Origin of the sequence: Streptomyces sp. NPDC020780, assembly GCF_044334475.1 — a bacterium.
Classification (GTDB): Bacteria; Actinomycetota; Actinomycetes; order Streptomycetales; family Streptomycetaceae; genus Streptomyces.
Window position 1 is genome coordinate 145,390 of the sequence record NZ_JBIRTB010000004.1, and the last position, 13,029, is coordinate 158,418.

Annotated in this window: 12 protein-coding genes; 8 read left to right on the forward strand and 4 right to left on the reverse strand. The window is 71.7% G+C overall.

Annotated elements, in window-relative coordinates; translation table 11 throughout:
• The first annotated feature begins 468 nt into the window (after positions 1-468).
• The 7 genes from ACH4VO_RS09440 to ACH4VO_RS09470 all read left to right on the forward strand — a co-directional run bounded on the left by ACH4VO_RS09440 (position 469) and on the right by ACH4VO_RS09470 (position 8,467).
• Positions 469-1,077, forward strand: coding sequence for a helix-turn-helix domain-containing protein (locus tag ACH4VO_RS09440; RefSeq protein WP_360988628.1), 609 nt, complete (start codon positions 469-471; stop codon positions 1,075-1,077).
• A complete protein-coding gene (locus ACH4VO_RS09445; RefSeq protein ID WP_360988626.1) occupies positions 1,074-2,354 on the forward strand; it encodes an MFS transporter in 1,281 nt (426 codons plus the stop codon). The genes ACH4VO_RS09440 and ACH4VO_RS09445 overlap by 4 nt, the downstream gene beginning before the upstream one ends.
• A gap of 344 nt (positions 2,355-2,698) precedes the next feature.
• Positions 2,699-3,304 carry a GPP34 family phosphoprotein gene (locus ACH4VO_RS09450; protein ID WP_360988624.1) on the forward strand — a complete coding sequence of 202 codons (606 nt, stop codon included), beginning with the start codon at positions 2,699-2,701 and terminating at the stop codon, positions 3,302-3,304.
• A 786-nt stretch (positions 3,305-4,090) separates the two neighbouring features.
• Positions 4,091-4,561: an SHOCT domain-containing protein gene (locus ACH4VO_RS09455; RefSeq protein ID WP_360988829.1), complete on the forward strand. Its 471-nt coding sequence runs from the start codon at positions 4,091-4,093 to the stop codon at positions 4,559-4,561.
• A gap of 31 nt (positions 4,562-4,592) precedes the next feature.
• Positions 4,593-5,000: a hypothetical protein gene (locus ACH4VO_RS09460; protein ID WP_360988622.1), complete on the forward strand. Its 408-nt coding sequence runs from the start codon at positions 4,593-4,595 to the stop codon at positions 4,998-5,000.
• A gap of 312 nt (positions 5,001-5,312) precedes the next feature.
• Complete coding sequence (locus ACH4VO_RS09465; RefSeq protein WP_360988620.1) at positions 5,313-7,265, forward strand: APC family permease; 1,953 nt, start codon at positions 5,313-5,315, stop codon at positions 7,263-7,265.
• A gap of 311 nt (positions 7,266-7,576) precedes the next feature.
• Positions 7,577-8,467: an LLM class F420-dependent oxidoreductase gene (locus ACH4VO_RS09470; protein WP_360988618.1), complete on the forward strand. Its 891-nt coding sequence runs from the start codon at positions 7,577-7,579 to the stop codon at positions 8,465-8,467.
• Positions 8,468-8,594: 127 nt separating this feature from the next.
• Here the strand turns inward: ACH4VO_RS09470 and ACH4VO_RS09475 are convergent, their stop codons facing one another.
• The 3 genes from ACH4VO_RS09475 to ACH4VO_RS09485 all read right to left on the reverse strand — a co-directional run bounded on the left by ACH4VO_RS09475 (position 8,595) and on the right by ACH4VO_RS09485 (position 11,360).
• Positions 8,595-9,371, reverse strand: a complete 777-nt coding sequence (locus ACH4VO_RS09475; RefSeq protein WP_360988616.1) for a hypothetical protein — start codon at positions 9,369-9,371, stop codon at positions 8,595-8,597.
• Positions 9,350-9,928 carry a histidine kinase gene (locus ACH4VO_RS09480; protein WP_360988614.1) on the reverse strand — a complete coding sequence of 193 codons (579 nt, stop codon included), beginning with the start codon at positions 9,926-9,928 and terminating at the stop codon, positions 9,350-9,352. Before ACH4VO_RS09480 ends, ACH4VO_RS09475 begins: the two co-directional genes overlap by 22 nt.
• Before the next feature lie 229 nt (positions 9,929-10,157).
• Positions 10,158-11,360, reverse strand: coding sequence for a low temperature requirement protein A (locus ACH4VO_RS09485; protein ID WP_360988612.1), 1,203 nt, complete (start codon positions 11,358-11,360; stop codon positions 10,158-10,160).
• A 473-nt stretch (positions 11,361-11,833) separates the two neighbouring features.
• On the opposite strand from ACH4VO_RS09485, the gene ACH4VO_RS09490 reads away from it, so the two are divergent.
• The gene (locus ACH4VO_RS09490) at positions 11,834-12,451 is read left to right on the forward strand and encodes a hypothetical protein (protein ID WP_360988610.1); all 618 of its coding nucleotides are present in this window, start codon (positions 11,834-11,836) and stop codon (positions 12,449-12,451) included.
• Between the two features lie 264 nt (positions 12,452-12,715).
• Here ACH4VO_RS09490 and ACH4VO_RS09495 read toward each other — a convergent pair whose 3' ends face one another.
• Positions 12,716-12,985: a hypothetical protein gene (locus tag ACH4VO_RS09495; protein ID WP_360988608.1), complete on the reverse strand. Its 270-nt coding sequence runs from the start codon at positions 12,983-12,985 to the stop codon at positions 12,716-12,718.
• Positions 12,986-13,029 lie beyond the last annotated feature (44 nt).

The window sequence follows — 13,029 nt, forward strand, 5'->3', positions numbered from 1 at the left end:
CCCTCGCCCCCGTGCCGCAGGGCGCCTGCCGTCCGGCGGAGTTCGAGGGGCCGGGTCCTGTCACCCGGCCGCATCCTCGGGAGCATCGGTCCGGCCGCGGGCACAGCGAACGCTCGCCTCCCGGTGCCCCCACCATCGACCACGCCGAGTCCTACGAAGTCGCCGGGCCGGTGGCCCTGACCACACGCACACGCCTCGCCACGGACATCCCCACCGGCCCGGCGGCCACACGTTGCGGCCGACATTCCGGTGCTGCTCCCGGTCGAAGCCCGAGAGCCGTGCGGAAGATCAGGTGAGCCCGTCGCACGGTGACGGGGCACGAGCGAGGGGAGATGCCCGGCCGGTGGGGGTGCCATGCCGGGAGGCCACTTCTCGGTCGTCGGCATGCGGATCACCGCGTGAGACCTTTTCACATCGTGGCGATATGAGAGTTGACTCTCACATATTACGAGAGGACACTCTCACGTCATGGACTCCCCTAACTGCTTGGGCGATATCGAGATCAGTGACCCGCAAGCGATGCGTGCGTTGGCGCATCCGGTGCGGCTGGCGATCCTTGACCGGCTGCTGCGGTACGGCCCTGCGACCGCGACCCAGCTCGCGCCGGACGTGGGGGCGACGCCGTCGGTGACCAGCTGGCATCTGCGGCACCTGGCCGGCTTCGGACTGGTTCGCGACAGCGAGCCCGGCTCGGACCGCCGCCGGCGGATGTGGGAGGCGGCGGCCCGCGGCTTCCGGTTCGAGGCGCCGCAGGACCCGGGAGACGAAGAGGGCCGGTCGGCCGCACGGGCGCTGTCACAGCAGATGTTCCTGCGCTACGCCGATCTGCCGAGCCGGTGGGCTGCCGAGGTGGAGCCCGAACTCGATCCGGCGTGGCGCCGGACGGCCGGGCTGGCCCACACCCGCCTCGTCGTTTCGGCCGAGGAACTCGCCGCCATCGAGGAGGGGATCGAGAGGGTCCTCGCGCCGTACGTCACTCGGGACCCGGCCGAGCGGCCGGCCGACGTCCGCGGTGTCCAACTGCTGCGGTACGTCCTGCCGGAAGACGCAGAGGAGCAGACCGGGCAGACCCTGTGAGCGGCCCGGGCCGGATCGCTGCGATATCCCTGTGGCGGGATCAACGGTTCCGCCGCTTCTGGGCCGGAAACACGGTCTCCCAGTTCGGCGACCGGATCACCGAACTGGCCCTGCCATTGATCGCCGTAGGCGCCCTCACCGCTTCGGCCAACCAGGTAGCGTGGCTGACCGCCCTCATCTGGGTCCCGAACCTGCTCGCGCTCTTCCTCGGGGCCTGGGTCGACCACCGGGCCCGCAAGCGCAGCCTGATGATCATCGCCGACCTGGTGCGCGCCGCAGTCCTGCTGAGCGTCCCGACGGCTCACCTGCTCGGGGTGGTGACGCTCGGTCAGCTGTATGCCGTGGCGTTGCTCACGGGCGCTGCGGGAGTACTGTTCAACACCGCTTATCCGCCGTTCTTCGCAGGTCTCGTGCCACGCGCGTCCTACGTCGACGCGAACAGCAAACTGAGCGCCGGCCGATCCGCCTCACATGTCGCGGGGCCGGCCGTCGGCGGCGCCCTGGTCCAGGCCCTCACCGCTCCCGTCACACTCGCCGTCGACGCCCTGACCTTTCTGGCATCGGCGGTCCTGATCGGTCGCGTGTCGGTCCTGGAACCGCCCATGGCAGCCGACGCCTCCGCGCCTCCGCTCCTGCGGCGCGCGAGGGAGGGACTGGCACTCGTCGTCCGTCACCCCGTGCTGCGGGCCAGTCTCGGATGCGCGGCGACCGTCAACTTCTTCACCTTCCTCGCGGGCAGTGGGCTGATGGTGCTGTTCGCCAGCCGGACCCTCGGACTGTCCGCGGGAGTCATCGGTAGCGCGTTCGGCGTCGGGGCGACGGGTTCCCTCCTCGGAGCTCTGGTCACTCCGCACCTCTCGCGGCGGTTCGGGGTGGGGCGCAGCATCATGGTGGGAGCGGTCCTCTTCCCCGCGCCAATCGCCATCGCTGCCGCCGCGGACGGCCCGTTCTGGCTCCGCGTCGGGGCTCTGGCCGCGTGCGAGTTCCTGTCCGGCTTCGGGGTCATGCTGTTCGACGTCAACCTCAACGCCCTGCAGACCTCTGTCATCCCTGACGGCCTCCGCAGTCGCGTGGCCGGTGCGTACAGCACGATCAATTACGGGATACGGCCAGTAGGCGCCATCGTCGGCGGCCTCCTGGCCACCCTCGTCGGCCTGCGGGCCACCCTTCTCGTGGCCGCCGTCGGCGGAGCCCTGTCGCTGCTGTGGCTGTTGCCCTCACCGATACCCCGCATCCGCTCCCTGGCGGCGGAGAGAACTACGGACACGGTGAGTTGACTGGTGCGGTTGGCCGAGCCCTGGGGGAGCTGGCCTCATGCTGTTCGGCGACCGAGACGATGGAGTGGCGGCGGGTGCTGTGCAGGATGTCTGCGGCGTGGGCTGCTTCCTCGACCAGCAGACGCCGTGGGTGCGGGACTCCCCGGCCGGGTGGAGGGGCAGATGTCAGCGCCCGGCGAACATCACTCGCTCGAAGCGCCGTTCGAACAGGTCTTCCGGGCGCCTTCAGGCTGCCCGGGCGGAGAGGATACTGGTCGGAAGGGCCGTCCCACCGTCGCACCAGCTCCGGATGTGGGCCGGCAGGTGGGGCGCACTTGCGTCGATGTCTCCGAGGGGAGCCGTTCATGACCACGGCGAAAGACCTGTTCATCATCGCCATGGGTCCGGGGCCCGAGCACACCGTGGGGCAGGGCGACCTGTCACTCGCCCTCGCGGGTGCCGAGCTGATCGATCTCATCGCTACGGGGGGCGTTGCTGTGGACGACGACCGCATCGTGCCGGACCTGCCGCCCCCGCCGGACGATCGGCTTCTCGACGAGGCTGCGGCGCAGCTCGCCCGGCAGCCGCCCTACGAGCGGATCGAGGACTGGCTGTGGCGCCGGGGCCGGGATCTCTCGGCCACGTATCAGGCCGCACTGGAGGAAGAGGGTGAGCTGGCCCGCAAGCGGGGCGGCCGGCTGTCCTTCGGATCGAAAGCAGTGGAACCGGTCGATACGCCTGCCCGCCGCAGGGCTTGTGAGCGCTGGAAGGGAGGGGATCCGGTCCTGGCCGCCCTCGCCTCGGCCGTGGGTATCGACGCCGAAGGGGACGACGACGAACGCGGCCTGGACGACGAGGCGGTGGCGACCGTGGTGGCCGCCGTTCATGACGCGGTGATGGAGCTGGAGGCCGTACGCCAGAGGCGGACCATCGAGAACGCCGCCTTCGCCAACCTCTGGCGCGGGCCGTGAGGCGCGCTGAGTGACCTGTCCCCGTGCCGTCAGGGCAGGATCCCGGCCGGTGGATGTGTACGGGACCATGCTGCTCGCCGCAGGCCGTCCGGATGCGGCGGCCGACGCGCTCGCCGGCATCACGGGGGGTGCGGGGCCGGTCCGGCGGTGACCACGACCGTCCGGGTAGCGCCTGGCAGGGCCCGGGCCGCGCTGGAGGCGGGCGACGGCGCAGGGGGCTCGCACACTCGTCGGTCAGGCTGCTCCTGGACGCCCGGCGTGAGGGGCTGCGGAGACCGTTCCTCGGTGCCCGCCCGGGGATCCGGCCCCTGCTGTCCTCCACCGCACTCCTCAAGGCACCGGCGGCGGACTGGTCATGCCCGGCCCGGCGCCACGCGGTGAGCCGGCCCCGCGCGAGCGGGGAAGCTCACCGCTGGTCGCGGAGGGACCGAGCGCGCGCGAGCGGCGACGTACCGGAGCGGCGGGCCGGGACGGGGCCGCCACCGCGTGGGGCTGCCCCCTGCCCCCCTGGCATCGCACTGCCCGGTCCGCTGCACACATCACGCCCGAGGCCGCAGGTCACCCGAACGGGTGGACCGCGGACCGGTCCGCAGGCGCACGACCGCAGGAAAGGCCGGAGAACCCTGTCACCTCTGCGGCGGCCCTGAGCGGCCTGGGCCGGGCCTCCCGGATCCCCGTAGCCTCACCCGCGCAAGAGGCGACCGGACGCTTCCGCGCCCACACTGGGAAGGACACCGAGCGGCGGCCAGGTGGGCGCCGGGACGGAGGAACGACATGGGTGCAGACGTGGCCGCACAGACCTACCTGGCGTACGACTATCCGATCCTGAGCGTCTTCTGGAGCATGCTCCTGTTCTTCCTGTGGATCCTCTGGTTCATCCTGCTCTTCCGCGTCGTCACCGACATCTTCCGGGACGACGCCCTGAGCGGGTGGGCGAAGACAGGGTGGCTGGCGCTCACCGTCCTCCTGCCCTTCCTGGGTGTCTTCGCCTACGTGGTCGCCCGCGGCAGGGACATGGGCCGCCGGGAGATCAGGCACGCCCGGGCGCAGCAGGAAGCCTTCGACGCCCGTATCAGGCAGGCGACCGAGGGCGGTGACCGGAGCAGCAGTGTCGACGATCTCGCCAAGCTGTCCGAGATACGCGCCCGCGGCGACATCACGGACGAGGAGTTCAGCAGGGCGAAGACCCTGATACTGGCCGGCCACGGGCATGCCGGCCCCCCGGAGACGGGCGGCACCACCGCCGCCGGGCGCTGAGCGTGCGCCCCGACAGAGATGAGGACCCATCATGACCGCGACACACACACGGCACGCGCAGCCGGAGAGGCAGGAGTGGGCGGGAGGTCTGACGGTCGCCGGGGGCGTCCTGCTCCTGGTCGTCGGAGTGCTCGACATCTGCCGAGGCATCATGGCGATCGCCAAGGACGACGTCTTCGTCACCACGCCGAACTACACCTTCAAGTTCGACCTGACCAGCTGGGGCTGGATCCACCTCGTCCTGGGAGTACTCGCCGTGATCGTCAGCGTCGGACTGGTCCGTACCGCGACGTGGGCCCGTGTCGGTGGTGTCGCCATCGGCGCGCTCGTGATCATCGCGAACTTCCTCTCCCTCCCCTACGCCCCCGTCTGGTCGGTGGTGATGATCGCGATCTCGGGCTTCATCATCTGGGCCCTCTGCGTGGTCAGGCGGGACTGACGCCCCTCGTCGCCCGTGCGGGTACACACGCGTGCGACGTACGCGCGAGGCAAGGGAAGGGCACGGTGGCTCATGAAGCGGGCGGGGACACCCGCGAGAACGGTGCGTCGTGTCGCCGCCCCCCACGGGCCGGCTCGTGGGCGGGAGGTGACGTTCGCGTCGGCCGGGCCTCGGGCCCCGCCTGCCGGAACGCCCCCGGGCGCGAGTACGGACCGGTTCGTCCCTCTTCCATGACGCGGGGCGCGATGCCGTCCGAGTGCCCGCCCGTGGTGCCTGCGCCGCTCGGGAGCGTGCAGTCGTTCTCATGGACGCATGACCCTCGACCGGCCGATGTACCGCGTCAAGCGACGCCTCCTCGGGAAGCCGCTCACCACTCAGCACATCCGCGACGAGAAGCTGGGCAACCGGACGGCGCTCGGGGTGCTCGCCTCCGACTGCATCAGCTCGTCGGCATACGGATCCGAGCAGATCCTCCGCGTGCTGGTGCCGGTCATCGGGGCCGCAGCGTTCACCGTGGTCATGCCGGTGACCGGTGCGATCCTGCTGGTGCTGCTGCTCCTGACGCTCTGCTACAGCGATGTGGTCACCATCTACACGCGGGCGGGCGGCTCGTACGTGGTCGCCCGGGAGAACTTCGGCCCGAACGTGGCGCAGATCGCCGCCGTGGCGCTGCTCGTGGACTACATCGTCACCGTCGCGGTCCAGGTGTCAGCCGGCACCAACGCCCTCATCTCGCTCGCCCACCTCGTCGGCAACAGCTGGACGGGGCTGGACCATCTGCAGCTGCCGGTCTCCGTTGCGGTCATCATGCTGCTCGCGTACGGCAATCTGCGCGGAGTCCGCGAGGCGGGCAGGATGTTCGCGCTGCCCGCCTATCTCTTCATGGCCGCCATCGGCCTCGTCCTCCTCGTCGCGACCGTACGCGGGCTCGCGGGCGACCTGCCGCAGGCCGACCTCCGGGCCGCCGGTGTCGTGCCGCTGGGTACCCCGGGGAACGGCTGGCTGCAGGGTGCCACGCTCTTCATCGTGCTGCGCTCGTTCGCCAACGGTGGTTCGTCCCTCACCGGGCTCGAAGCGATCTCCAACGGCATCTCCACCTTCCGCGAACCGCAGGGCCGCAATGCGCGGCACACCCTCATCACCATGAGCGTCGTCCTGGCCGTCCTGGTCCTCGGTGTCTCCACGCTCGCGCACTTCACGCACGCCGTGCCGTACACCGACGGCACCCCGACCGTCATCGCTCAGGAGGCGCACCTCGCCTTCGGTCAGGGGCCGCTGGGCACGGCCGGCCTCGTCTTCGTACAGCTGGCGACCGCACTGGTCCTCTACACCGGTGCCAACACACCGTTCACCGGCTTTCCGATCCTGGCCAGCTTCGTCGCGGAGGACCGGTTCCTGCCGCGGCTGCTGACCCGGCGGGGCCACCGGCTCGCGTTCTCCAACGGCATCATCGCGCTCACCGTCGTCTCGCTGGCGCTGCTGCTCGCCACGGGCGCCAGCGTGGACAGACTGGTGGCCCTGTACGCGATCGGGGTGTTCACCGCCTTCACCATGGCCGGGGCCGGACTCACCGCGTACCACCTGCGGCGGCGTGAGCCCTGGCGCCGGTCGAAGATCACGGTCAACGTGCTCGCGGCGGCCGTCTCCGCGGCAGTGGTACTGATCTTCGCGTTCACCAAGTTCACCGAGGGCGCCTGGCTGGTCGTCGTGGTCTTCCCGCTCGGTGTCTGGGCGCTGATCCGCATCAACCGCGAGTACCGGCGCGAGACCGCCGCCCTGCAGCGGCTGCCGCCGGGCGCCGACCGCCCGGGGGCGCGCCGCCACCGGGTGTTCGTCCTCGTGGACACGCTGGACCTGGCTACGCTGAAGGCCCTGCGGTACGCCCATGAACTCAGGCCCGACGAGATCCAGGCCGTGCACCTCGCGATCGACGAGACCCACGCACGACATCTGTCGGCCGTCTGGGAGTCGACGTCCGCGACATCCGTGCCGCTGGAGCTGGTGGCCTGCCCGGACCGCCGGCTGCGCCAGGCGATGCGGGAACTGGCCGTACGCACCACCCGGGACGGGGAGACGTCGCTGACCGTGCTCGTGCCCCGGCGGCTGTACGCCGGCGCTCTCGGCAAGCTGCTCCACCGCGGGACCGGCGAGGCGATGGCGAAGGCGCTGGTCCACCTGCCGCACGTAGCGGTGACGATCCTGCCGTTCGACGCCTCGCGCGCGCTGCGGACTCTGGAGTCGGGCCACCTGCCCGAGGTGGACTGAGGGCCGGTCCCCTCCGGCGCGGGTCCCGCGCGAACGCGTTGCGGTGAAGGCGTTGTCCTTCACGAGGTCGTCCGCCGTACGCCGGTGATGACCGTCTGCCGGCCGGGACCGGAGAGGGTGGGCGCCGGTGGCGCGCAGGACAGCGGGCCGGGCGCAGTCGTCGCCGCGGCCGGGAAACCCGCGCCGGAGACCGTGAGGCGTTCCGTCGAGGTGGCCCGCCGGTACCTCCGCGTGGACCGGGGCCGTGCCGCCTAACGGATGAACGCCCGCCCGGTCGGGAATAGAGGGTGCCCACCGCGGTTGATCACACCATGACTTCTGCATCAGACGAAGCGTTCGGACGGATCGGCATCTGGAGCGCCGCCCTGCACGTGTCGCGGACGGACGGCGACGGCAGGGGGGCGATCACCGAGGCGGTCGCCGAACTCGAGGAGCTGGGGTACGGCACCGTCTGGATCGGGGGCAGTCCCTCACCCGACGACGCCGCCGCTGTCGTCGCGGCCACCCGCACCATCACCGTGGCCACCGGCATCCTGAGCATCTGGGACCACACCGCCGAGGATGTGGCCTCGCGTGTCGCGGCCATGGACGCGAGCGCGCGCGGGCGGTTCGTCCTCGGTCTCGGCGTCAGCCACGGCCCGATGGTCCCGCAGTACGCGAAGCCGTACAGCGCGATGGTCGCCTACCTCGACGGGCTCGACGCCGCGACACCGCCCCTGGACTCCGGACGCCGGGTCCTCGCGGCGCTCGGCCCGAAGATGCTCGAGCTGGCGAGAGACCGGGCACTGGGCGCGCACCCCTACCTCGTCACGACCGGGCACACGGCGGAGGCGCGCGAGGCCCTGGGCCCGGACGCGCTGCTCGCACCGGAACTCTCGGTGGTGCTCGACACCGACCTCGACCGGGCCCGCACGACGGCGCGGACCATGCTGCAGATGTATCTCCAACTGCCCAACTACACCGACAACCTGCTGCGCCTGGGGTTCACGGAGAGCGACTTCGAGGACGGCGGCAGCGTCCGGCTCCTCGACGCCCTCTTCGCTCTCGGCGGCACCGAGCGGGTGAAGGCCCGTACACAGGAGTACTTCGACGCCGGTGCCGACCATGTGGCGCTCCAGGTACTCACCGACGGCCAGGGCGGGGCCGGTCTGCCACGGGCCGAATGGCGTGAACTGGCCGAGGCGTTCGGCGACAGCCTGTAGGACGTCCGCGGGAGTGGCACCGCACGGGCCGCGGGCTACGCCGGGGACCGCGGCCCGCTCCGGCCCGTACGGCCGGGAAGCGGTGCCGGGCCGTCTCTCCGCACGGCCCGGCGCGGCGTGCGACCGCCTACGGGGCCGCCCGGCCGGTCCGGGCTCCGCTGTGGTGCTCCGCACCGGCCGAGCGGTGGGCCCGTTGTGCGAGGACGGGCTTCACCGGCCGAGCGGTGGTCCGCTTCGGCCCCCGACGATCGTCAGGGGTGACACCGGCGTCCAGCACGGACATCCGGGCCGAGCGGATGTCCCACCCCATGAGCACGGCGCTCAGGACGGCCCATGCCGTGAGAGGGAGCACGACGGCGGTGGCCAGCGCCCGACGCACCCGGCTGCGGGCATGTGCGTGCTCGACAGGGAGTGTCGGAGGCGGCACCTCGTAGGTTGCGGCCGGACGCCGGGTGGTGGGCCGGTGCGGCAGGCGAGCGGTGACCTCGAAGCCTCCCCCGGAAGGGCCGTGCCCGAAGAGGCCGCCGGCCAGACGTACCCGCTCGTCGAGGCCGATCAGTCCCCGCCCCGTGCGGGAAACGCCGGCCGGGACGCCTCCCGCCGGGGCGGGGCCGTTGCGGACGTGGACCGTCGTCTCCTCGGACGTGTGGGCCACTCGTCCGCTCACCGGTGCCTGAGGGGCGTGTTTGGCCGCGTTGGTCAGAGCTTCCTGAACGACCCTGTGGGCTGCCCGCGCGGCCTGGGGCGGCACGGCGCCGGGGTCCCCCTCGGTCCGCAGGCTGACGGTGATCCCCACGGCTGCGGCGTCGTCGACCAGTCGGCGGATGCCCGTATCGGCAGCTCGCGTGGGCTCGTCGCCCGCCTGCTCCCGCAGGATGCCGATCACCTCTCCGAGCCGTTCCACCGACGCGGCCGCCCTGGCGCGGATCTCCCCTGCGGCGGCACGATGGGTCTCGTCCAGCCCGGGGGCCAGCTTGAGCGCACCGCCGACAGTGCGATGAGGCTGAGGTCGTGGCCCAGGACGTCGTGCATGTCCTGGGCGATCCTGGCCCGTTCCCGGGACCGCGCCTGTTCGGCGACGAGTTGGTGCTCGCGCTCCAGGCGGTTGGCCCGCTCCCAGCCCGCCCGGACGAGTTCCTGGTACTGCCGCCAGAATCGGCCGACGAACCAGGGCAGCATCGCGGCGACCACCCCCACGGCCACGAAACGCCCGGCCATCAGCAGCCACGAGGGAACCAGGGCCACCGCCACCACCCCGCCCGCCACGACCGCGGCCAGCACGAGGAGCGCCGGTCCCGTCCTGCCCGGCTCCCGCCCGGCGAAGAACGCCGCTGCTGCCGCCGGCAGGGCCCACCATGAGCTGGCGGCGCTGAGCCCGACACAGGCCGCGGCGGCGAGGGTCAGCAGACTTCCCGGCCCCAGGGCTCGCCGGGCCACGGCTTCGATCATCGCTCTGTCCACGCGCACCACGGTACGCAGGCGCCGGAGCGCACCGGAACTGCCGAAAGTCACCCTTGCACAAGGGCTGTTCGGGGCTTCGCCGGTCTCTTCCGTCCTGTCGACGGGCCGGCCCACCGCAAACCCGTCAACGCCGTGAGGAACAGGCGCAGTCGGGCGACGGCGCACGCGAGGCCGCCTTCCTCGGCGACGGCTACCAGGCGTCTGGCCGCGAACGGGGGGAGGCCGTGGATCACTTCACGGCCCGGTGGTGGCGTACGGCGAAGAGGTGAGCCGCCAGCGTGGCGCTCATGGCCAGACCCATCCCCAGTACGGCGCCGCCGACTCCGAGTACCGGCACGGCGAAGCCCAGACCCAGCACCACGAGCGCGCCGGTGACCACCGGCAGGGCGTGGCCCACGGTGCCCGTCGCGGTGACCCGGTGCAACGCCCCCAGCACGAGCAGCGCGATCACCACGGGAACGGCGACCGCGAGGGCGGCCCCCCGGCCGGAGAGGTGACCGTGGTGTTCGACAGCGCCCAGGGCGGTCTCCAGGCCGGCGCCGATCGCGGCCAGCGCGGCGAAGACCGCGTAGTGGCCGTAGCCCCAGATCAAGGCCGTACGCAGGGTCGTCAGCCCGGCGTCGGTTCCCGTGAAGTAGAGCCACCACAGGGAGAAGACCAGCAGGAGCCCTCCGATGGCGATCATGAGGACGGGCGCGGACAGGCCCTGGCCGGCCACCGCGCTCCGGACGGCTGCGAGCGAGCCGAGGATCACCTCACCGAGGACGATGATGGTGAGCAGTCCGTAGCGCTCGGCGATGTGACCCGGGTGCCAGGTGGTCGGACCGCCCCGCGCCTCGGCCCAGGCCGGCACGGCCAGTTCTGCCGCGACGAGGATCAGGAAGGTGGTCCAGGCCCATGCGTCCGGGGTCCACAGCCGGGCGATCCACGCCACCTGTACCACGGCGATTCCGGCGGCGTACCTCAGTGCGCCGGCGCGACCCTCCTCGTGCTCCGCGGCGGCCCGGAGCCACTGGGTGATCTGTGCCGCCCGCATGATGACGTAGCCGACCACGACGACGGTGAAGTCGTGGTCGGTGAACACGGCGTCCACGCCGGAGGCCAGGACGAGAACGCCGGCCATCTGCAGCAGTGTCAGCAGCCGGTAGGGCACGTCGTCGGTGTCGTACGCGGAGGCGAACCAGGTGAAGTTCATCCACGCCCACCAGATCGCGAAGAACACCGCAGCATACGCGGCGATCCCGGCACCGACGTGGCCCTCGGTGAGCGAGTGATGGAGCTGTGCCGCCGCGCGGGAGACGGCGACCACGAAGGTCAGGTCGAACAGAAGCTCCAACGGCGTCGATGCCCGGTGGGCCTCGCCGGGGTCCCGCCCTCGCATCACCTGCCGCAGCGGTCCCGTCCGGACGGCTTCGGCGCCGTGTCCGCTCATCGCACTTCTCCTTCGTCCGCAGGCGGCGACGGCACACCGGTCTGCCCCCCTGCCCGCATTTCACTGCCGCCATCATGACCTGCTCCTGGAGCCGACCGGTCCCGAGGCGGTGGTGGACCTGCGTCCGGGACCTCCCCGGGGCGCTCGACCGGAACCACTTCCCACCGGGCTGCGGTCGGCCGCCGGATGACACCGGTCACGCCTCCCCAGGAGCGGCAGAACCGGCGGGTTGCCGCACGGGAGGGGCCGCGCGGCCATGAGACTGCCGGGAGATCCGGCGGACGCTCGGTGCCGCGTACGGCCGTCGACTTCACGCCACCGGAGCCTGTGTCAGGGGAAGTTGCCGGAAGAGCGATGGCCTGCGAGTGAGGAATGAGTGTGTCGGGATGGTGTCCACCGGGGCGTTCTCTTCGTTGGTGTGGGTAGCATCAGCCGCTATACCCGTTTCACACACATCGAAGAACGAGGCACTCATGGCCAAAAACGCTCCCCCGTCAGGTGTCACCGCCGACTACGCGCAGAGGGTCGCCGATGATCTCGCGGCGAACCGGAGTGAGCAGGAGCGCGTGCGTGCGGACCTGACCAGGCTGCAGGACGAGCTCGTCCAGCTGCAGGACAGCGAGCAGGTGCTGAGCAAGATGCAGGAGGTGCTCGGCGGCAGCTCCAGGAGCACCCCGTCGGCTGCCAGGTCCCGTAAGTCGGCGTCCGTGCCGGCAGCGCGCCGCCCCAAGGGCAAGTCAGCGCCGCAGAAGGTGTCACGCGCGGCGAAGGCCGAGGTGGAGACGGAGCGGAAGCCCGCTGCCAAGAAGAAGGCACCTGCCAAGAGCGCTGCGGGCGAGCCGACTTGGCGCGAGCTGATCGCCGGATATCTGGCGGGCCAGAGGGAGCCGAAGTCGGCCTCCGAGGTCGCCGCCGCTCTGACCGAGTCCCACCCGAAGCGCAAGGTGCAGGTCACCGTCGTGCGCAACACCCTCGAGCAGGGTGTCGCCCAGGGCATCCTGGAACGCTCCAAGCAGGGACGGTCCGTCTTCTACAGCCCGGTCGCCCCGGCTCCCGCCGTCTCCGACGACGATGCCCCGGTGCCGGCCTAGCCTCCTCCCGCACGGGGCTGTTCGGCGGTCGGGCAGGCCCGTTCCGCGTTCCGCGGCAGGTCGTCGTGGTACGGCCCGGGACGGGCCGCCGGTCACCGGCGCCGGAGACCGGATCGGGCTCCCGCCGGACACCTCAGCTGCGGCGGCCTGCCCGGCCCCGTGCCGGACGCACTGCGGACCGCCCGGACCAGCCGGGGCGCCCTGACCGGTTGTGGCCCGGACACGCACGGGGAACCGAAAGCGGAGCCGGCACGCGCGGGGGTCTCACGGGCTGTCACCGTCCCAGTCGAACAGGCGCGGGTCATCGACACGTGGCTCGTACAGCGCCCGTCCACCCGCCCCGTAGCGGCCGAGTTCCGTGGGCAGCGAGACGCCCTGGCGCAACTGTTCCGCGGTCCGGCCGGTGACGTCGAGGAGCAGGCCGTCCAAGGGGCCGCCCACGAGTTCGACGTACGACCGCCCTGGCCGCGGGCCGGGGTCGGGATCGTCGTGGTCGCCTCCGTAGACCCTCTTACGCATGATCTGCTCGTCCATACCCGTAGCTTCGCACCCGGCACTGACAACCCGGCGCCTCAGGC